A 21506-nucleotide genomic window follows, 5' to 3' on the forward strand; every position below is an offset into this window, starting at 1 on the left:
GCAAAAGTCCTGAGCAACTGAGTATTATGTTTCCCACTCAGCGTTCAGGACTATCGATTTTAGATAAATTTAAACGCTTTCGTAGGAGTACATAGCTAACTGTGCGCTCAAACCGTCTATTGCATCCAAATGAAAGATGAAAAAATCCCCCGACTTCTAGCCAGGGGATTTTCAAACTTGGTCTATTAAACAGTTAGAGAATTATTTTTTAGGCGAAATGAGCATCATCATGTTTCGTCCTTCTTTTTTAGGCGCTTGTTGAAGCTCACCAAAAGGCTCCAAATCCGTTGCCATTCGCTTGAGCAAATCTTCTGCTAGGTCGCTGTGTTGAATTTCTCGACCCCGGAACATCACAGTTGCTTTGACTTTATCGCCATCTTTCAAAAAGCGCTCTGCTTGCTTAACACGCACGTTGTAGTCGTGTTCTTCTATTTTGTAGCGCATCTTAACTTCTTTGACATCAGCCGTGTGCTGCTTTTTCCGGGCTTCCCGCGCCTTTTTTTCCTGTTCAAACTTGTATTTCCCGTAATCCATAATCCGACAAACCGGCGGGTCAGCTTTATCGCTGATTAGCACCAAATCTAGCTCTTTTTCTTCTGCTAGTTGTAGTGCTTCCAGTGGGGGCATAATTCCCAGTTGGGCACCGTCAGTGTCAATGACCCGAATTTTCGGGAAGCGAATTCGTTCGTTAATTTGGGGCAGATCGCGAGTTCTTTTCTTCTCAATCACAGCCATTATGATTAGTGGGAGCTCTTAAATGAAGGATTTGGTGTAGTCTAAATTGGTATGCCTCAGAGGCAAAATACAGAAGTAACTCAGGACTGAAAACATAGTCTCCAGTTCTAGGGTAACTAATCTATAAAATAGTTGCCTCGTTGTATTTGTCATTTTACTCAGTCTGAGAGAATTTCTCTGCAATAGTTAATCTAAATTACACAACCTAGACTCATATTAAATATTATTACAATTATTTAGCAAGACTTTTTGCGATGGCGTAACCGCCCACCATAGGCGACCGCATTGAGCAACATCATCAGGAGTAGCCCTTTCAAGGTGTTGTGTGATGGACTGATTTGTAGTTTGGTAACTTGTACAACGAGAATATAGTTGGATACTCAGAGTGGCTAAAAGCCCTAATTTTCCATTTGATACCGAACAGGCTTGAAAAAATAAAGTTGGAAACTCTAATCCAATTTGTCTTCTATCTGACCTTCGCTGCAAATAATAAAGTTGGAAACTGCCACATAAGTATAAGTACTCATCTGTGTCAGGCAATTGAGCTTTTAGCTGAGAAGATAAAGCGCGATCGCACTCCAATACTTGTCGGTTAAGGGGAAAAGGGTAAAGGGGAAAGGGGAAAGAAAAAACCTTTACCCTTTACCCTTTAACCTTTTCCCCAAACCCAATGCCGAGTTAAAAATACTTAACCGAGCAGTATTGGATCGCACTCACTCTATATCTACAATAGAAAATTCCTTGCCATTACTATCATCTGGTTCAGATTCTCAAAGCTCACCAGCTGAACAATTCAATGCCTTGGCAATCTCGTTTAACTGTTCTGGTGTTAATCTTGGCATTTAGTCAAACTTATACCAATTCTTTATGAAGCTGCGCTAAATAAAGCTTCAAGGATAAAGTCGTAAGAAGTGAGAGAGGCAATCATTTCAGGTGTAATTTCTTTGAGAACATCAGTTAACTTGTGCTGTAGTTGTGTGAGGTTTTTACAATTTTCAAGCTTGGAGTTTAGATTTGAGAAATTCCCAAAACCGCTCAATTAGGTTGAGTTCAGGAGAGTGGGGAGGTTGAAAAATCGGGATAATGTTATCTGGATAATCGAGAGCTTTCGCTTTGTGAAAAGATCCTTGGTCGAATTGGATAACTGCGATATCATTAGCAAGGTCAACAGATAGCAACTCTAAAAAGTTTTGAAAACAATGACCATTGAGGTAGGGGAACTCATAGAAAAAGCTGTATCCACTTAGGGGTTCTACAACTCCGTATAAATAAAAGTTTTCACGTTGCCATTGAGTTAAACCTGTGGGTTTAACTCCTCTAGCCGTAATTAAACGTCCTGCAATTGTCTTTAATCCTAAACGTGTTTCATCCTGGCACAAATACCTCAATTTTTTCCCCTCTCCAAATTCCTCCTGCAAAAATTTGAATGCTAGAGGAAGTTTTTTACGAATCAGCTCTAAAGAAAAATTGAGTGTTTGAAACCCACGGAGGTGGGTAAAGTCTCCTGTAGATGCGATTTATAACCGCCGTTTTAACTATAAAGCCTTCAAATGACGACTTCGCACCCGTTCAGCACTACCAGTAGGAATCGCAGCAATTAATTTTTGCGTGTATTCTTCTTTGGGTTCTTGGTAAATGCTTTCGGCTGTACCTTCTTCAACAATTTGACCGCGATTCATCACTAAAATGCGATCGCTCATAAATTTCACTACACTTAAATCGTGAGAAATAAAAATATAGGTCAGCTGAAAGTCTGACTGTAACTCTTTAAGAAGATTTAATACCTGCGCCTGTACAGAAACATCCAGCGCTGAAACTGATTCATCGCAGATGATAAACTTAGGATTCAATGCCAAAGAACGGGCTATGCAAATCCGTTGGCGTTGACCGCCAGAAAACTGATGAGGATAGCGGTTAATCGCATCTGCACTCAACCCCACTCGTTCTAAGAGTTCGACTACTCGCTGGCGTCGTTGTTGCTTGCTTTTGCCAACAGCGTGAATTAACAATGGTTCCATCACCGCATCACCAACCTTCATCCGGGGGTCGAGGGAACTGAAAGGGTTTTGAAAGACTATTTGCATTTCTCGCCGCAGTTTTTGCAACGCTTCTCCTTTGAGGCTAGTAATATCTTGTTTCTCAAAGATAATCTGACCACTCATCGGCTCAATTAATCGCAGCAAGGTTCTGCCAAGGGTGGTTTTACCGCAACCAGATTCTCCTACCAAACCTAGTGTTTCCCCTGGTTTGACATCAAAGGAAATGCCATTAACTGCCATATTGTAGCGTTTTGTACCACCAAACACCCCGCGCACTGGAAAACCAACTTTCAGGTTGCGGATTTGCAGCAAAGGTTCCTTTTCATTAAAGTTTGCCAATCTTGCCGCAATCTCTTCGGTGGTGACTTCTATGGGTTGTGCAGGTTCTTTCGCTTGAATTACTACTTGTCCCGTCGCTGTCTCTTCTGCACTCATGTAGTCAGAAACGGTGAGTAATTTTTGGGGACGACGGTTGAGTGTGGGGCGACAAGCTATCAAACCTTTAGTATATGGATGCTGGGGAGTGCTAAAAATTTGCCGAGAAGTACCAGATTCGACAACTTTGCCTTTATACATCACCGCTACTCGATCGGCAATTTCTGAAATTAGCCCCAAGTCGTGGGTGATGAAAATCATTGCCATGTCACGACTTTGCTGCAATTCTCGTAACAAGTCCAAAATTGTGGCTTGCACCGTCACATCCAAGGCTGTGGTTGGTTCATCGGCAATTAAAATTAATGGGTTACAAGAAATGGCCATTGCAATCATTACTCGTTGCAACTGACCCCCAGAAAGTTCATGGGGGTAGCGTTCCAGCATGGCTTCTTTGTGTTCTTTAACCAACTGTGACAACTTTGATGGTTCTAGTTTCGATGAAGTTTCGGTATACTGCTGTTGGATCTCCTCATCGCTAGGTAGAAGTTTAACCTCTTGCAGACCTGCGATCGCAATTTGGCGTGCTTGGGCTGCTGACACATTTTGATGTCGCACAATCGCTTCTGTTAGCTGAAACCCAATGTTATAAACTGGATTGAGCGAACTCATCGGTTCTTGAAAAATCATGGCAATATCGCCACCCCGATGTAGCTGCATTTGCTCAGGAGGCAATTTTACCAAATCGATGGGGTTGCCATTCTCCTGCGGACGAAACCAAATTTCACCGCCAGTAACTATACCGGGAGTCTGCAACAAACCCATCACAGCTAGGGCTGTCACCGACTTACCGCTTCCCGATTCTCCTACTATTCCTAGAGTTTCACCTCGATTCAGCCCAAAGGAAATACCATCCAAAGCTCTGACGACATTGCCATCACCGGGAAATTCAACTTGGAGATTGCGAATCTCTAGGACAGTTTCTCTCATAAGAGTTAGGTATGAATATTAACTTAAAATTATTTGGATTTTAACAATAGTTTCGATGTATATGTAAGTAAATTTGGTTTTTACACTCATTGGCGGTTTCTCACATACTTCCACAATATACACGCATTTGCGATGTAGAACTGCTTGCGATCTCTGCAAATTGCGATCGGCTCTTGCTATCTTCGCTTTTGAGAGTTCCAGTTTTTACAAACAGCATAAGCACAGAAAGTTGCCACCACGAACAAAACAGCCAGGAGAGCAAATCCGTAAATTGGTTAAGGAGCGATCGCTAATCGCTGCTTCTGTCCTCCAAAAATATTTGCCGCCGCTGTGCCACATCATATTTTTGCCAAAATTGACCAAATGTAAGAAGCCGAGGCAATGGAAATAGAGATTAAAATAGAGTTAGTAAAGGTAGGATTTACTTGATTAGGAGGTTCTATAGATGACTTTACAAGAAATTATTAATTCTATTGAAAGTTTGCCCACAGAAGATCGAGAGTATTTATTTGAGTTTCTTCGCCAGCAACGAATTGAGAATCGGCGGGTTGAAATTTTGGCTAATGCTCAGGAAGTAATGCAGGCTTTTAAGGATGGTACAGCAAAGAAAGGAAGCGTTGATGATTTGATCGCTGATTTACTCGGAGATGATGGAAGTTGTCTGGAGTAGTGGATTTAAGCGCTCTTTTAGGAAGATTACAAAGAAAAACCCGCAATTAAAAAATCAAATTGTTAATGTATTAAGGCTTTTGGCAGATGCTCCCTTTACACCGTCTTTGAAGTCTCATAAGTGAACAGGAAATTTAGCTCTTTTGTGGTCTTATTCTGTTGCTTATGATTGTAGAATTATCTTTAATTTCTCTGAGGATGATAAGTTGTTAGAAATGGTTATTTTATTGATTGATATTGGTAGCCATGATGAAGTTTATTAAGATGCAAAATAGAGGCTTAAACTTAGAATTTAGAGATTAAAATTATCCATTCCTAACTGTTCGATAGCTAAAGCGATGTGTCACGACAAGACGAAAAGCGTCAACACAGACAAAAAAAATAGCACATCCTCAAGGATGGCTATTTGTGAAGATTGTCTAATCGTAATGTTAGTTAGCAAATTGAATGCACGCTCAACTACCAAATTTAAAAGGGAATATCATCTGGATCTGGTTCTTGCTCTTTTACTGCTGGATAAGTGGTTCGCTCATAATTTGTGGGTTGGGGTACGGGTTCGTAAGTTTTCGCTTGGGGAGCAACACCAACAGGATTTGTAGCTGGGGTAGGCGCTGGACGTGTTGACTCGTAAGTGCTAGCGTCTTTTTGTGCAGGACGAGATGCTGAAGATGGTTGTCGTGGAGTAGTTTCAGTGAATGATGGAGTTACGGTTGCTGAGGGTAATGGATCGGTATCAAAACTACCTCCAACAGATTGAATTTGCTGCACTGTCAATTCAGCGCGTTTTTCTTTAAAACCTTCCATCGCAACAGTATTCATCGTTAAACGTCCTACCAAGATGACGCGATCGCCTTGGTGGTAGTTTTGCTGAATTTCTGTCGCTAAATTTCCCCAGCCGACAACTTTCAGCGTGGCTGGCGGATCTTCTGGTTTCTGGGAATTGGGAAACTGTACCAACATTTCCGTGACTCCCAAACTATCCGCTGTATAGCGCAGTTGCGGTTCGTTAATAATTTCCGCCATTAAAACGCAGCTGTTCATTAAAATTACTCCTGACTGCAAAAAGTACTGATTCAAAAAGAGGGGGTTTTTCTATGTAGTGCCAATTAATATCTAGATATGTTTAATTGTTTGCATTTTTTAATAATGCCTGAGTTTTTAGTTATTTCTAGCATAAAAGCCAAGCGATCGCTTTGAACAGCATTGAGTATACCGTTCGCCACCCTCGCTTGACTAAATTGAGCATTCAATTCTGCATAGAGTAGTATAATTGTACCACTTGTTGATTAAATAGAAAAAATTCTTGGCAAAAATTAAGCCTTGACGTGAACTGGAAAAACACCCAAGGCGATCAATCTGGCTGGAAGGTCGCGCAAGACTGGTAAGCGCAAAAACGCAGGTGGTACAAAGGTGCGATTTGAGGTGATAACCGGGGCCAATACCCGCTTTTGGATAAAAGTTTGAAACGCCTGAATGATGCGTGTGGGCAACTCGCGTTGACCTTGTACTTTTGCTAGGTCACTAAGTTCTACTTGTGCGTTTTTGAGCGGCTTGCTAAGTACATTCGCCGCGACTACAGCATCCTGAATCGCGTAGTTAATGCCAACTCCACCAACGGGGGACATTATATGAGCTGCATCACCAATGAGTAACAGTCCTGGATGATACCAACGTTTGACACGGCTGGACTCCACTGAGAGAAAAGCTACTTGTGACCAATCATGTAAATTTTGGATGCGTTGTTGGAATTCTGGCACTACTTCGACAACAGATTTTTTTAATTCCTCCAAACCCTCAGCCCGCAGTTGTTGATAGCCTCCTTTAGGAATGACATAGGCAACTTGCCACTGATCGCCACGGTCAAGCATGGCGATAAGCTTACCTTGACCAAAGCGCCCCATTCCCCCTTCAGGGTCTTCTGGCTGACGCGGTAGGCGAAACCAGAGGACATCCATTGGCGGCGAGGTTTCGATTGACTCAAACTCACCCAGGTGGCGTAAACGTGAGTGGCGACCGTCTGCACCCACTGTCAGTATTGCCCGAATTTCATGCCAACCACCGCCTCCCCGATAGCGGACACCTTGAATCGCGCCATTTTCAGTAATTAATTCCTGCACATTCGCACCCATCACCAGATGGAAACTAGGATATTTTTGTGCTTCTTGGGTGATGAACTCCAGGAATTTTACCTGGGGAAGCATTGTAATGTAGGGATAATGGGTTTTCAGATGACTAAAATCTGCGAATGTGACAGTATCTTGAGGAGTTTGAATACTAATTTGGCGCATTTTGGTATGGGGAAGTTCTAGCAAGCGATCGCTAAGTCCCAATTCCTCCATAATTTCCATCACTGATGGATGAATCGTATCGCCGCGAAAGTCGCGATCGAAGTCTTTGTGTGCTTCCAGCAGCATCACAGAAATGCCTTGACGCGCTAACAACAGCGCCAATACTGCTCCTGCTGGCCCCCCACCCACAATGCAACAATCTGTGGTTTGTACGTCTACAATGTCATGGACAGGATTAATACTTGGGTCTTGGGAAAGATTTTTAGGTATATCGGTAGTCATCACAACACCTCCTGACAGCCCTAAAATTTAGGGTAATTCGCTTTTGCGGATGCAAACTGTTTTTTTAACTTTTCGTATTTACCCTGAAGGTGTATTATGATTGGCGCTAAACTGTCATTGGTCATTAGTCCAAATCCAATGCCCCATGTCCAATACTTCTCTACGAGAGGCTGCGCCAATGGCTTCTCTACGAGACGCTACGCAAACGCGGTTCCTGAGCGTAGTCGTACCACTTCGTGGAAGCAAGCTACGCGCAGCGTCTCCGACAGGAGAAGGGCAGTACAAGTCCCCAATGACAATAATTAGTTGTGTCCCAAGTTATTTTAGAAAACGTTTATAAAAGTTTTTCCTCGCGTAAAGGCGAAACTGTTAACTCACAAACCCAATCTCCCCTCACCTCTGAGGAGAAAATTGATGCAGCGCAAGAGCGTGCGGGAAGTGTCAACGTCTTGCGGCGGATTAACCTGACGATCGCAGATGGCGAGTTTATGGTGTTGGTAGGCCCTTCTGGTTGTGGTAAAAGCACTCTACTACGGTTAATCGCCGGGTTAGAAGTGATGACTGGAGGCAATATTTGGATAGGCGATCGCTTGATCAATGACCTACCACCCAAGGAACGCGACATTGCAATGGTGTTTCAAAATTACGCCCTCTATCCTCACATGACGGTGTATGACAACATCGCTTTTGGCTTACGCCGCAGACAATCGGGGAATAGGGAAAATCAGCATTCCCCATTCCTCAACTGGGCGGAAAATATTTTTGTGGGGGCGACAAGAAAGTTACCTAAAGGACTGCGCTACACTTCTGACAAAGAACGGGCGGTGGATCAGCAGGTGCGTAGTGTTGCTCAACTGTTGCAAATCGAAACATTGCTGAATCGCTTACCCAAACAGTTATCTGGAGGACAAAGACAACGGGTTGCATTGGGACGAGCGATCGCGCGTGACCCCCAAGTGTTTTTAATGGATGAGCCGCTTTCTAACTTAGATGCTAAACTCCGGGCGGAAACCCGCGCTCAAATTGTGAAATTGCAGCGCCAATTGGGGACAACGACAATTTACGTTACCCACGATCAAACAGAAGCGATGACAATGGGCGATCGCATTGCGATTATGTCTGAGGGTAAAATTCAACAAGTCGCTTCTCCCTTAGAACTTTACAACCGTCCTGCTAATCTTTTTGTAGCAGAATTCATTGGTTCACCACCGATGAATTTTATTCCTGTGGAATTTCATGCCCCGCAGTTGATTACTCATTCCCAGTTGCGTTTCACCCTGCCAGAAGTTTGGGGAAAAGCTTTACAAAAATATGATGGGAAAACTCTAATTTTAGGTATTCGCCCAGAACATTTTAACTTGAGTATGCCTGCTACCAAAAATCTACCAGTGCAAGTAGATTTGGTAGAGAATCTCGGCAACGATTCTTTTCTCGCTGTTAAGATTGCTGAACCAGGATCTCAACCTGCTATTACAGCCAATTACCTACAAGTGCGAATCCCACCAGACCGATTTGTACAACCAGGTGAGCAACTATGGTTATCTCTAACTCCTGAGAAAATTCACTTTTTTGACCCGGAAACCGAGTTAGCGATATTTCCCTAAAATCATCTGCGCTATCCGCATCTAATTGGTAAAATACGCACTCAATATTGGGTTTGATCGACTGTGACCAATACGCTTGTCTCTAGTGAGGACTCTTGCCGAATATACAGGGATGACTAATAAAACCAAGCTGCTCAGGATTTTGATTAAAGAAATAGCAAAATTACTGCATAAATCAGAGTAGTAGAAGCAGTAAAAAATTTCGTAACTTCTGCCTTAAGTCAGTAAGTTAAACTTAGGGTTATTGCTTATATAATAAAAATATTGGCTTTAATTTACACTTCGGTTATAATCTAACGGTCGCTACTGTCAATTCGACGAGTGATTATGTCTTCTACTGTTTTAGGGTTTTCATCTTTTTAGTCTCCCCTGGCGAGGATTTAAGTAAAGTAGTAAGGACTTATCGAGAGGTTGAATGACTTTTATCAGCTCACAACACAATGATAAAGCAGATTTGTTGAATAATGTAACTTAATTCAGCAATAGTATTTTAAATGATTATTTTCTGGTGTGTAAGTAGTAACCGACTCAAAATCTACTTACCACATGCACCAAGCCAGCCCTGGCTACTATTAAGTCAGTGGTCTAGTCGATCGCATTCCTTCTCTATTAAGTAGCGATCGCAGCGTCAACACCAAAGGCGATCGCACCCCATTACACCCCAATTTTCACAAGTGCGTAGCCGTAAGGCTTGTCCTTAGACATCGCACTTTCAAAGTTACTAATTTGTAGAAGTGCTAAAAGATAGTGCAGATGCTTCCAGCAGATGCGGATGGTGGTGTTGCCAAAAACTCAAAATCTGTTCGCCAACCTGTTGAGGATAGAAGTAGTGAAAAAAATGATATCCTTCTGGGCATTCCCAGAGTTTATCTTCTGGCTTGAGCCAATTCAACCAGTCATGTAATACAGTTGGGTTGACTACTGGATCGCTCTTGCTACCACATACCATCATTGGCATAGAAACTCCACCCTTGGGTAAATAAACCAACTTAAATAAAGAGTGTGATGAGGGAGATTGTTCTAAATCTTTATCTAAGGCAGCTACTAACTTTTTAGTAGTATGAGGTGGTTGATTTCCAAATAGACTGCGAACGCTGCTTGCCAAAACTAGCTCACGGCTGATGCTAAAAAGTTGTCGTTGAAAGTAATAGTGAGCTTGCCAATTGTTTGCAGGTTGAGCTGCAACAGCCAGCAGGGTGAGCGATCGCACTTTTTGCGGAAATCGCCGCGCAAAGGTTAAGGCGATCGCACCACTCATCCCATGACCTGCCAAATGCACGGGGCGATCGCGCCATTCTAAAAACTCATATAGCAAATCCACAGCTTGATCTATGGAACTCGCTTCATCTTTGGTTTGCTGGTATTCCCACTGCGCGACACTTGTATACCCAGATAAGTATTCAAGTAATGGTTTATCAAAACGCTGCAAAACAGGACTGACACTTAACCATAAAATATCAAATGAATCAGACATAAATACCTATAACTTCTAAATTAAATTATCAGTTCCAATGAAGGCGTACAGCTAACTGTACGCCCTAAATCTCTACAAACCAAATTCTGTCTTCAACTGAGCAACCCAAGTTTTAATTCGCTCATCTGTTAAATCAGATTGACTACCTTCATCAAGTGCCAATCCGACAAACTTGCCATTTCTCAAAGCTCTAGATTGATCGAATTCATACCCCTCAATTGGCCAGTAACCAACAGTTTTACCACCCCGTTGGGAAATTTTTTCTTCCAGAATTCCTATTGCATCCTGGAAGTTATCGCTATAGCCATATTGGTCTCCATCACCAAAATAGGCAACCAGCTTACCACTAAAATCTATTTCATCTAGATCGGAGAAAAAGCCTTCCCAATCGCTCTGAAGCTGACCAATATCCCAAGTAGGAGAGCCAATAATCAGCAAGTCATACTCATCAAAAGTGCTACTATCCGCCTCATAAATGGGATGTAATGTCACAATATCATCACCAAACTCATCCCGAATTTTTTCAGCATCAGATTCAGTGTTGCCAGTTTGAGTACCGTAAAACAAACCAATTTTTTTTGACATATTGACACCTGATAAAAAATAGTTGTGTGCTCTACTGAAAAGTCGCCCTGAGAGGTTGGTTAATCCAGCGTTCTCTGCCCATCAAGGCATCGACTCCAGTGTTTAAACAGCCACGCAAGTCAAAAGCGTTATCTTTTCAGAACGTTTGCAAATAGCTGAAATACATGGCTCACTTAATGAGTATTAGTCTCAATAACTCTGAGGATATACTACCAGACTTATTGAGAGTCTTTTTCATTTATTTCGGTAAAGTTTTGTTAAGTATTTCAGGAAAAAAGCCGAAAACTAGACGAGGCAGCAAGAATTCTCGTACCTTAATTGGTCAAAAACCTCGCACTTACTCGAATAGAAGTAGTGAGATGAACGCCTGAACAAAAAGCCTTTCTCAGTTACTGGAGTTTAGACTAAAAGCGATACAAGACTTGATCTTGGAAGAATTATGTGATACTTGATATTGTCTTTTGGCTGATTTAAATACGGTAGATACGTAAAATTACCGTACTTTTATATTAAGAGTGAACAACGCACTCTGCAAGAGGATAGTTTAAATTAAACGGAAATTGCCCCTTATGCCAAAAGACTGGTTTGAATCGCTACTACAAATACAGCACTTACGGCAGCTATGAGGTACATCCTCAAATCTGAAAGCTTTGATAGGAGAGGGCAAGGAGAAAAACTGTATTGCATAATAGCCGGAAGTGCTGTATCGATAACGCTTGTAGAGACGCGATTTATCGCGTCTTACGATATCCTCACAAAATATCCATGATAATTACTGGTTTCAAAAATTACTTCTGTAAAGGAAGCTAGAGGGAGTAAGTTTTTTGTGCATTTATGAAATTAATCCAAATACTAAAGCTAGCCGTCGTTCCTATTTTGACTGTATTGAGCTTTGTCTCTACATCAAATACAGCACTAGCTGACTATTTAACTAGTGAGGGTTCAGGAGGTAATTACCGTTATGAATTATGGTCTACAGATGATAATAATTATTACTATTTAAAAATTTGGCTATATGAACCAAGTCCACAAAGTGACCCATACACCACAACTACAACATTTTCCTCTAGTAGAGAAGCTTTAATTTATTTTGATTGTAATTACGCTAAGAAAAATTTAGCAGAATGTTCTCAATGATAATTTGTAATCCCCCTCAATATAATTCGTAATTGTTAATTAGTAGCTCGTAATTAAAGAAATTAATTAACCTGAGTTAGGGATAAGGAAAAGGATAGATAGTAAGCTGAAAATAACAACAAATTCAGTTTCAGTAAACTGTCCGATGTTTAGTTTAGATGCTTTGTTTAGTCTCGTTAATTTTTGCGTTAACGTTCTTTGTGGATTAATCGCTTATTGTCCTGAGCGTAGCCGTAAAGCCTGCGGCATAGCTACGCTTCGGGCGCAACCTCTCGCAGAGAAGGGCGTAGTCGAAGTAAGTCGAGATGCTCGGCAACAAGTCACGGTAAGCCTGCTCCCGTGCTGCTTATTTGTATCAACCTTAAAGTGAAAAAGAATATAGAAACGAGCAGTGCTCAGTCTCTATTAGGGTTCTGTATAACGCATATTTAATTTCTGGAAATGTCTTTTTAGCTTGATGAAGTCCGCATAAGCGGACTTCTCTTGTATAGCCTAGTCATTCCCAGAAATTACGCAACTGACACAAAGTTAAATATGTGATTAAATCAGGTTGCAGTCAACGACTGAAAAGATATTTTACGTAATACGCATTATGGTTATCTCGTATTATGCAGAAGTTCTAAGTGTAATATACTTTTATAGAAAAAATTTGGGTATTATTACTGAATATTTATCAGTACTTTCACTGTATTATCTTCGATTAAAGAGCCAAAACGATAGATTATTAAGAAAATCTAAAGGTATGGATTAATACGTAGAATGTAGTTTAAAACATCCATTAACTCAATCAAAATTTTAAGAGATACAAAGATATGTCAAATAAAGTCGCTAAGGAATTGGCTGATTTTCTGCTGCAAATAGAACAGCGATCGCAGCTTCATGCAGGCTATCCATATAATTTAAGTTGTGATTACAGTGCGATCGCTAAATTTTTCAATTTTCTGTTAAATAATGCTGGAGATCCATATATTGAACCAGATTTTGGTCTCCATTCTCGTAAGTTTGAGCAAGAAGTATTATCTTTTTTTGCCCAACTCTATAAAATTCCAGAAAATGAGTTTTGGGGTTATGTTACTGCTGGCGGAACTGAAGGTAATTTATATGGAATCTTCTTAGCAAGAGAAATCTATCCCGATGGCATTCTTTACTCATCACAAGACTCTCATTACTCGATACTAAAAGCAGCAAAACTATTCCGCATACAACATAATGTTGTTAACTCACAAATTAATGGAGAGATGAATTATGAACATTTTGAAAAACTGATTAGCGAAAATCGTAATTATCCTGCGATCGTCAATTTGAATATTGGGACTACTGTCAAAGGCGCAATTGATAACTTAGACAAAGTTCTCGAAATCTTAGAACGCAATCAGATTAAAGATTACTACATCCATTGTGATGCCGCCCTTTCAGGATTAATATTACCCTTTTTAGATGGCGCTCCACAAATTAACTTTCAAAAACCCATAGATAGTATAGCTATTTCTGCTAAATTCATTGGTTCACCCTTGCCTTGCGGTGTAGTTTTAACCAAGAAAAAATGGGTAGAAAAAGTTGAAACAGAAATTGAATATATTGGATCGTCAGATACAACAATTCTCGGTTCTAGAAACGGTCATACCCCTCTGATTCTCTGGTATGCAATGAAAACAAGAGGTTATGATGGATTAGCCAAAGAAGCAAAGACTTGTATAGATAATGCCCAATATCTTTTCCAACAACTTAAAATCAGAGAATATCCATGTATGCTCAATAAATGTTCTAATACTGTAGTGTTTCAAAAACCTTCTCAAAGGTTAATTAAAAAGTGGCAGTTAGCGATTTATGAAAATTGGGTACACATTGTAGTCATGCAAAATATCGATCGGCACAAAATTGATACTTTTGTTAACGAACTTTTGTTAGAAGAAGGGTTGCTCGATAATGTAGAGAATTTCCAGCTGCAATCAGCGCTACACTAAGAATAGATTGTCAAGTGAAATTTATTGCCCAGTTTGACAAAGTGTTTCTCTAAACAGAATTTGCTCCCAAGATTTTATCTTTTTAAAAAGTTTTTTCCGCACAAATTAGCAGCAAGTAGTATTTCTACTTCTGCCTGTTCCATAGGTGGTAAGAAAAAATACCCTTGCCCATAATCACATTGTAAAGCCTTCAATTGTGCTAATTGGTCTACAGTTTCTATGCCTTCTGCTGTTACAGACATATTTAAATTATGAGCTAATGTCACAATCGCTCGAATAATTTCTAAGTTTTCTCCTCGACTACCTATACTGGTGACAAAAGAGCGGTCAATCTTAATGGTTTTAATTGGTAGGCGATGTAAATAACTCAAGGATGAATAGCCAGTTCCAAAATCATCCATGTGCATTTCAACATTTAGCGCTGTTAACTGGGAAAGCACAGTGGTAGCTAATTCAAAATTATCCATCAACAAGCTTTCAGTAATCTCCAATTTCAAACAGCATGGCTTCAATCCAGTTTGCTGCAAAATATGTTTAACCTGTTTAAACACATCAGGTTGCGTAATTTGTTTACCAGAAAAATTTACGCTAATCGTCAGAGGTTGTGAGGTAGGAAATTGTTTATGCCATTTGTGCATTTGGTGACAGGCTTCATAAAGCACCCATTGACCAATACTAATAATCATTCCAGTTTCCTCAGCCAAAGGAATAAAATCTTGAGGGGAAATAAGTCCTCGTTCTGGATGATACCAACGTATCAGTGCCTCAAATCCAATAATTTTGCCAGTTGTTAGTGAAACAATTGGCTGGTAATCCAGGCGAAATTCTTCTTGCTTGAGCAGCGCATTTCGCAGAGCAGTTTCTAACTCTAAGAGCAAAGCTGCACCCTTGTGCATCTTTGGATCAAAAACCTCATAACGTGCCTTACCAAGTGATTTGGCACAATACATTGCGACATCAGCATCGCGTAAAATCTGCGCTGCTTGTTCATAATCTGCTCTACTTAAAGCAATGCCAATACTAACATTAGTAAACACCCGATGCTCATTTAATTGAAATGGTAAAGCTAGCACCTTTTTAATTCGCTCGGCCACCTGTATTGCGGTGTTGATATCCTCAATTTCCTCAATTAAAATTGTGAACTCATCTCCACCAAAACGTGCTACTATATCTCTGCCTCGCAGAACTGACTTGAGCCGATGAGAAATTGAAATCAAAAGTTGATTTCCTAGTAAATGTCCAAGGCTGTCATTAACAACTTTAAAGCGATCTAGGTCTAAGAATAGTACGGCAAATAAATAATTATTTTGCTGTTTAGACTGTTCTATTGCCTGCTGCACACGCTCCATAAATAATCGTTGATTAGGTAATCCAGTTAGCCCATCATGAAGACTATTGTGCAGTAATTGGTCTTGTGCTTCTTGACGTTTAACAATGTCTTGTTGAAGTTGTTGATTAACTCTAATCAGTTCAATAGTGCGTTCTAGCACCAACTGCTCAAGTTGATAACGATACTGGACTAATTCTTCTTCTGCTAGCTTCCGCTTAGTGATGTCACGGACAATAACAATATACTCACGTAGCAGAGAATTAAATGGCTGGGAAATCGTCGATTCAACAATTCGCAAACCTTGGTTAATTTTCAAGCTTTGCTCACTTCTAATAGACCATTGCTCCGGTTTGCCGCGATAGCATATTAGAATTTGATTCAAGTTTTGCCCAAGTAACTGCTGAATACTTGTTTGAAATAATTCTTCAGCAGCGGCATTTGTCTGAGAAATTTTTCCTTCTTCATCTAATACTAAAACAGTATCTGGAACAGTATCTAGAGTAGTAATAAATAGGTTTCTTGCCTGTTTGCGTGCTTCATCAATAGCAATAATTTGTGGCAAAGTTGTCCAGCAAGCGATCGCAACCCCTGTAAAAGAAAGCGTCACTAATAAAATCGCTAAAAAAGAATTTTGAGGATGATTAGAAAGTCTATCTAAAAAATCGCGAATAACCCAACTAATTGTGGCAGTAATACAAATTAATGATACTAAAATAATCACTTGTAATACTACAAAATCTGGATTATTTCTACTAGACTTAGTATCGTAACGCTGTGCCCACCAATTTGGATCTAATGGTGCAAATCTTAAGCGACGTAGCACTAAATCTCCGATCATCAAAATAATAGGTAATAATAATCCCGCTAAGAAATCTCTCCAGTTCCAAGCTAAACCTCCAACTATTAGAACTACCGCTTCTACCAAGAAAAAACCAAGTGACCACCAAGGCCATAACACGTGTGGTTTGCCACGACACATCCATAATCCTAAATGTAGACCCATAATAGACATGAGATAACAGGTGCCTGCTACTGTGACAAGTTGAGATATATTTCCCAAATTTAGACAAAGCAAACTGAGCAGAAAGGTAACTAAAATAGCAGGAACAAGGACACCTTGACGGGAAACTAATGCAAATATAGGAGAAAGCTGTCTGTCTAAGGCAAGCTGATATAATATCCGAGGAGAATTAGAAACTGCTGTAGCAGAACTTAGAAGGCAAGATATAGTAATTAAAAGTGTTACTAGAAAAGGGGCAGATTCACCCCAAAAAGGTTTAGAAGCTTCTACTAGATTTAAAAACGCATCCTCACCTATTGTTGAATTTGGAGTAGAACACATTAATACCCAAGAACCACCTAGAAATACTGGAGGAATTAACCAAGCAGCTAGGGTTAAAAACTTTAAAGTTTTATATGGGTGGCGGCTATCAGCAATAAAAGAAGAAGTAGTTTCACAAGCATAAATTGAATAGCTAGCTAGAAAAAACCATTTTGCCCATTCTTGAAAGCTCAGGCTATGTGTGCTATTTGCGAGAAAATTAAAATTAGCAGATGAGAAAGCTAACCATAATATGCCTTGAACACAAAATAATAACAGTAATAAAATTGCTGGTAATACAAAAAATAAATGTAGAAGCGCCAAAGCACGGGTGCCACTGAACGCTAAAATAAAAGGAATCGCTGTAAATAAAATTTTTAATAAAGTTTCTGGACAAGAAATACCTAATGTTTCAAAATTGACTTTAATTAGGTTGGTGAGAATAATCGCATACAGTGCAGGTGCTGCTGCCCAGCTAAAAAAGTATCCTAATGCTACGTAACGGCCTAAGCCAGGAAACTTCTTTAATAGCCTTGTGGTATAGTTTGGTGTTCCTCCGGCAACATCTGACCAATGCCTACCTAGACTTTGTACCTGCAAGTTAAGCAAAAATGAAATAATCGTGCCAAAAAACCAAACTAAGATAGCTTTCGGCCCTAACGCTGCATGAATGATAGGGGCAGTACCAATCCATCCAACATGACCAGTTAACCCGAAGCCCCAGGTTTCGAGATAACTCAGAGTCCGTGGTAGGCGCATTAGCAAGTGCTGATTGTTGTCCGCCCGTGCAGAATCGTTACTAACCATTGTTTCTTAGTGAAATTTACTGACCTTTTCACTCAATAGCTGAATCTCACCAATTATAGCTTCCGTATAACTGCTGAACTTTAAAAAAGGATAACTTATTTGTTACTGAATTGGGGATTTGAGATTTTAAATTGACCTCATGCCTAAAGAGTTTTCTTGAATAGAGAATTTTAAATTGGGGATTTGAGATTTATTTCATATAGCTTGTTTCTCACCGAGTAAGTATAAATTTTATTTCTTCAGACCTTTATAAAAATTGAAATGTTCAGATTTGTGACCTACTTAATAGACATAGATATCTCCAAAAATCAATTATTCATTGCCTGAAACCCTTGTAAAGACGTAGGAATACTACGTCTTTACATTTATATCTCTAATTGAATAAATCGAAAATCATGTTGTTCATCAATGATTAACTAGAGCTATAGTTTTTGCAACAATTCTTGAGTTAACTGAAAGAAAGCTTTTGAACCTGCTGATTGGGGAGCATTTAAAACAGCAGGTATAAAACTATCAACAGCCTTAGCAACGTTGACATCAACTGGTATTTGTACCTTACAAATTTTTTCGACACCGAAATCTTCTACAACGCGGTGCATTACTTGTTTATAGTATCTGCCAGTGAGCAGGTTAGCGCTGGACATGCTAAATACAATTCCCAACATTTTTATATCTATCTTGGTTTCATGTCCGTGACTATCTTTTAATTGGGCAATCCGTCTTTCTAGCAGTTGAATACCTACTACAGATAATGGTTCTGGTTTCGCAGGAAGTATGTAGAAATCACTGGCGGCTAAAGCGCTACGAGTCAATAGATTATAGCCAGGGGCGCAATCGAGAAGAATAAAATCATATTCTTGACGTACTGGTTTTAAGATATTATTAATTAAGACCCTTTCAAAGCGATTCCAAATCGTTTCAAAGTCCTGTTCGCCCAAAGCAGTTGCTTGCTGATGCAGCATTTCTGAAACAACAAATTCATCATATAAATCGATGTCTCCCGGCAATAAATCTAGTCCGGGAAGATTACAAACCTGGGATTGAATGATATCCTGAATTTTAAATTTTGCTTGGGGGTCTGGATTGATAACTTCGTCTATCAGATACCTAAATGTCTTACTTTGTTTACGAAGCTTGGCAAAATCTAAAGGCGACATCAAACTGAGTGTGGCACTAATTTGGCTGTCTAAATCAAGAACCAGCACCCGCTTGCCATGATTTTTAGCTAAACAGGTAGCTAAGTTGACGGTGAGGGTGGTTTTACCAACGCCACCTTTCATATTGGCAGTAGCAATTACATATCCCATTGATTGAGTCCTCTATTGACGCATTCCCACTTGTAGTCTGCCAAGAAATAATTGAGGGGTACGGATTGTTTGTAGTTAGCGCTAAAGCACAAACTACGAACCGATCAAATCAAACTTGACAGACTACTAGGTAGCGTACACCTCTGCTGATATCTTAAATCTTCCATTAAATTTAATATTTTTGGAAATTCAAAAGAGTGATTTCAGCGATGTTGACTCGATTGAGGCAGCAATATTTGGATCTTTGCCTGGATTTGAGCTAGCAGCCTCCTTTACTCCATAATGACAATCTTGGGCTTAATGCCGTAATAGCGATCGCTCTCACAAAGCAATTATAGAGGTATTGACAAATACAGTAGCCCTAAATCAATTGTGAGAAAATAATAGCGTTGTGAATATCACTAAGTATTGGGTGCAAAATGTGGATGCATTTGCTAATTGAATTGAACGAAGCCGATCGATAATTTCGTGAAATCAAAGGCGCATTTACACACAAACTTATAAGGTAATTAAAATGACTTACGATTCCGAAGATGTAGAACAAATCCTGCAAAAAGCACTCACTCGTAAAGACAAAGGTGAATTTTCACGAGAACAGCTTTTAGAAATGGCATCTGAGTTAGGTATTTCTTCTAACATTTTGGAAACAACAGAACAAAAGTGGTTGGCTCAACAAGAAGAGGAACGTTTACGACACACATTTAATACTTTCCGACGCAGAGCCTTTTGGACACACTTTGTTTCTTTTCTAGCGGTGAATTTATTCCTCATTCTTTTAAATTTAATCACTAGTCCTAGTTATTTTTGGGCTATTTTCCCAATATTAGGATGGGGGTTAGGATTATTTTTTCATTGGTGGAGTGTTTATCAGAGTAAATCAGAGGATTACGAGATCGCTTTTCAGAAATGGCGTACACAAATTTAACTTCCCCTTTAACGATAAATCTGGGATATTTAGCGATCGCTGTTGTCTAAATTTGTGCCTGCTTCTAGATAAAATCTTCCCATGAAATACTCACATTCACCGGAAGGGGTGAGTGTGAGCTTTGTAATTTATAGGGAATTGCCTGTGACATCGCAAAATAGATAAATTTGGGCAACCTTAAACTTGAGGAGTTGTATAATCACGCCCTTTGATCCTTATCCTTGTGCTTGCCAATTTGCCAAAATAGAGCTGTAGGCTAGAATAACTACGCTTTAAGAAGCTTGATTGCCTAAACTCAGGAGCAAGGGTCGGCTGGTTAATAAGATAAAAGGAAGGGAATATGGACAATAACAACTGGTTGCAACAGCTAATGATGGTGGGTCTTGGCACAACGTCTATAGTCGCAGAAAAACTGCGGCAAGTCAGCGATGATTTAGTTAAAGACGGTAAGCTCAATCCTGAGCAAGCCAAGGCAGTAATAGATGATATTGCCCAGCAGTTAAAGTCGGAGCAGGGAAACTTCGATGTGCAAATGCAACGGCAAATGCGAAATATGATGCAGGATTTGGGGGTGGCTCGCCAGTCAGAAGTGGACGAGCTGAGGGGTAGAATTGACCGTTTAGAGCGGCAATTGCGCGATTTAGAAAATAAGCTTTGGCGTTAGAATGTCCTTTGTGATTTAAACTAAATGTGTCCTGTTGGTAATCTTTTTGCCAGGATACCTAAGTAAGGAGAACTGATTTTGAAACCAATTTTCCTCAGCGTGGCCTTCATGCTGGTGTGTGTTGTGCTTTTGGTTGTAGGGCAAGTAAGCAGTAAACAGAATACTGCCATTGCTGCCGAGTTAACCCAAACGCCGCCAGCCTCCACAACTGTAACTGAAAACAATATCTTAATTGCGAGTAATACTATGTCTGATGCTAATGCCGTAACCACTCCCTCTGGATTAAAGTATGTGGAGTTAAAAGAGGGGACTGGTGCGACTCCTAAACCTGGACAAACGGTTGAAGTTCACTATGTTGGTACTCTAGAAGATGGTACTCAGTTTGATAGTTCACGCGATCGCGGACAGCCCTTCAGCTTTAAAATCGGTGCTGGACAGGTAATCAAAGGTTGGGATGAAGGACTTAGCACTATGAAAGTAGGCGGTCTTCGTAAGTTAATCATCCCATCTGAGTTAGGCTACGGCGCTCGTGGTGCTGGTGGCGTGATTCCACCCAATGCCACTCTAATTTTTGAAGTGGAATTGTTGGGAGTTAAATAGGGACTGGGGACTAGGGATTGGGTACTGGAAACAAGGAGGAGTTATTAACATAAGTTTCTATTCTCTCTGTTCTGAATGCCCAATACCCTATCAGATAAATTAGGTATTTCAGACTACAGATGGGACAGAAGTATAGTTAGAAAAGATGAGAAAAAGTATCTGTAACTTTAATCGGACTGCCGCAACTATACCAACAACCTAAAAGTCAGACTGATACGCCCGAATGTTTCTGGTTGCTTGAGAATTCCATGCTTCCAGTATGAGTAGTTATATGGTGAACCAAAGCTAGCTGTTTTTCGTGCCTGTATACGCTCATCCCAGTTAATTATGGATACAAGACTATTAAATAGAGAATGGCTATTTGGCAAAAAGACATCATTAATGAGTAAATCAGGCTCATTCATTGCTCAAAT

General features: G+C 40.1%; 18 protein-coding genes. 7 read left to right on the forward strand and 11 right to left on the reverse strand.

The window, feature by feature from the left end:
* Positions 1-201: 201 nt before the first annotated feature.
* The 4 genes from infC to V7K53_RS27255 form a co-directional block, all read right to left on the reverse strand.
* A complete protein-coding gene (gene infC / locus V7K53_RS27240) occupies positions 202-735 on the reverse strand; it encodes a translation initiation factor IF-3 (RefSeq protein ID WP_099103961.1) in 534 nt (177 codons plus the stop codon).
* A gap of 995 nt (positions 736-1730) precedes the next feature.
* On the reverse strand, positions 1731-2153 hold the full coding sequence (locus tag V7K53_RS27245; protein ID WP_442940517.1) for an IS630 family transposase: 423 nt from the start codon (positions 2151-2153) through the stop codon (positions 1731-1733).
* Positions 2154-2270: 117 nt separating this feature from the next.
* Positions 2271-4136, reverse strand: coding sequence for an ABC transporter ATP-binding protein (locus V7K53_RS27250; RefSeq protein WP_335200622.1), 1866 nt, complete (start codon positions 4134-4136; stop codon positions 2271-2273).
* Positions 4137-4340: 204 nt separating this feature from the next.
* A complete protein-coding gene (locus V7K53_RS27255) occupies positions 4341-4478 on the reverse strand; it encodes a hypothetical protein (RefSeq protein WP_335200623.1) in 138 nt (45 codons plus the stop codon).
* Positions 4479-4581: 103 nt separating this feature from the next.
* Here V7K53_RS27255 and V7K53_RS27260 point away from each other — a divergent pair, with 103 nt between their 5' ends.
* The gene (locus V7K53_RS27260; protein WP_335200624.1) at positions 4582-4806 is read left to right on the forward strand and encodes a hypothetical protein; all 225 of its coding nucleotides are present in this window, start codon (positions 4582-4584) and stop codon (positions 4804-4806) included.
* 467 nt (positions 4807-5273) lie between these two features.
* On the opposite strand, the gene V7K53_RS27265 is transcribed toward V7K53_RS27260, so the two are convergent.
* Both V7K53_RS27265 and V7K53_RS27270 read right to left on the reverse strand, forming a co-directional pair.
* Positions 5274-5846 (reverse strand): single-stranded DNA-binding protein, encoded by a 573-nt coding sequence (locus V7K53_RS27265; protein WP_335200625.1) that lies wholly within the window; start codon positions 5844-5846, stop codon positions 5274-5276.
* Positions 5847-6118: 272 nt separating this feature from the next.
* The gene (locus V7K53_RS27270; protein ID WP_335200626.1) at positions 6119-7375 is read right to left on the reverse strand and encodes an FAD-dependent oxidoreductase; all 1257 of its coding nucleotides are present in this window, start codon (positions 7373-7375) and stop codon (positions 6119-6121) included.
* A 308-nt stretch (positions 7376-7683) separates the two neighbouring features.
* Between V7K53_RS27270 and V7K53_RS27275 the strand changes: the two genes are divergently transcribed.
* Positions 7684-8979: an ABC transporter ATP-binding protein gene (locus V7K53_RS27275; RefSeq protein ID WP_335200627.1), complete on the forward strand. Its 1296-nt coding sequence runs from the start codon at positions 7684-7686 to the stop codon at positions 8977-8979.
* Positions 8980-9700: 721 nt separating this feature from the next.
* On the opposite strand, the gene V7K53_RS27280 is transcribed toward V7K53_RS27275, so the two are convergent.
* Both V7K53_RS27280 and fldA read right to left on the reverse strand, forming a co-directional pair.
* Positions 9701-10453, reverse strand: coding sequence for an alpha/beta fold hydrolase (locus V7K53_RS27280; RefSeq protein WP_335200628.1), 753 nt, complete (start codon positions 10451-10453; stop codon positions 9701-9703).
* A gap of 72 nt (positions 10454-10525) precedes the next feature.
* On the reverse strand, positions 10526-11038 hold the full coding sequence (gene fldA / locus V7K53_RS27285) for a flavodoxin FldA (RefSeq protein WP_335200629.1): 513 nt from the start codon (positions 11036-11038) through the stop codon (positions 10526-10528).
* Between the two features lie 834 nt (positions 11039-11872).
* Between fldA and V7K53_RS27290 the strand changes: the two genes are divergently transcribed.
* Together V7K53_RS27290 and V7K53_RS27295 are read left to right on the forward strand one after the other, a co-directional pair.
* On the forward strand, positions 11873-12175 hold the full coding sequence (locus tag V7K53_RS27290; RefSeq protein ID WP_335200630.1) for a hypothetical protein: 303 nt from the start codon (positions 11873-11875) through the stop codon (positions 12173-12175).
* An 812-nt stretch (positions 12176-12987) separates the two neighbouring features.
* On the forward strand, positions 12988-14139 hold the full coding sequence (locus tag V7K53_RS27295) for a histidine decarboxylase (protein WP_335200631.1): 1152 nt from the start codon (positions 12988-12990) through the stop codon (positions 14137-14139).
* A gap of 74 nt (positions 14140-14213) precedes the next feature.
* Here the strand turns inward: V7K53_RS27295 and V7K53_RS27300 are convergent, their stop codons facing one another.
* Complete coding sequence (locus tag V7K53_RS27300; RefSeq protein ID WP_335200632.1) at positions 14214-17597, reverse strand: amino acid permease; 3384 nt, start codon at positions 17595-17597, stop codon at positions 14214-14216.
* Between the two features lie 422 nt (positions 17598-18019).
* Positions 18020-18904 carry a ParA family protein gene (locus V7K53_RS27305; protein WP_335200633.1) on the reverse strand — a complete coding sequence of 295 codons (885 nt, stop codon included), beginning with the start codon at positions 18902-18904 and terminating at the stop codon, positions 18020-18022.
* Positions 18905-19418: 514 nt separating this feature from the next.
* On the opposite strand from V7K53_RS27305, the gene V7K53_RS27310 reads away from it, so the two are divergent.
* The 3 genes from V7K53_RS27310 to V7K53_RS27320 all read left to right on the forward strand — a co-directional run bounded on the left by V7K53_RS27310 (position 19419) and on the right by V7K53_RS27320 (position 21093).
* On the forward strand, positions 19419-19829 hold the full coding sequence (locus V7K53_RS27310) for a 2TM domain-containing protein (protein WP_335200634.1): 411 nt from the start codon (positions 19419-19421) through the stop codon (positions 19827-19829).
* A gap of 340 nt (positions 19830-20169) precedes the next feature.
* On the forward strand, positions 20170-20493 hold the full coding sequence (locus tag V7K53_RS27315; RefSeq protein ID WP_094352173.1) for a phasin family protein: 324 nt from the start codon (positions 20170-20172) through the stop codon (positions 20491-20493).
* A gap of 78 nt (positions 20494-20571) precedes the next feature.
* Positions 20572-21093 carry an FKBP-type peptidyl-prolyl cis-trans isomerase gene (locus V7K53_RS27320; RefSeq protein ID WP_335200635.1) on the forward strand — a complete coding sequence of 174 codons (522 nt, stop codon included), beginning with the start codon at positions 20572-20574 and terminating at the stop codon, positions 21091-21093.
* 185 nt (positions 21094-21278) lie between these two features.
* Here V7K53_RS27320 and V7K53_RS27325 read toward each other — a convergent pair whose 3' ends face one another.
* Positions 21279-21497: a hypothetical protein gene (locus V7K53_RS27325; protein WP_335200636.1), complete on the reverse strand. Its 219-nt coding sequence runs from the start codon at positions 21495-21497 to the stop codon at positions 21279-21281.
* Between the last annotated feature and the right edge of the window lie 9 nt (positions 21498-21506).

It is taken from the genome of Nostoc sp. (assembly GCF_036917355.1).
In the GTDB taxonomy this organism is placed as follows: domain Bacteria; phylum Cyanobacteriota; class Cyanobacteriia; order Cyanobacteriales; family Nostocaceae; genus Nostoc.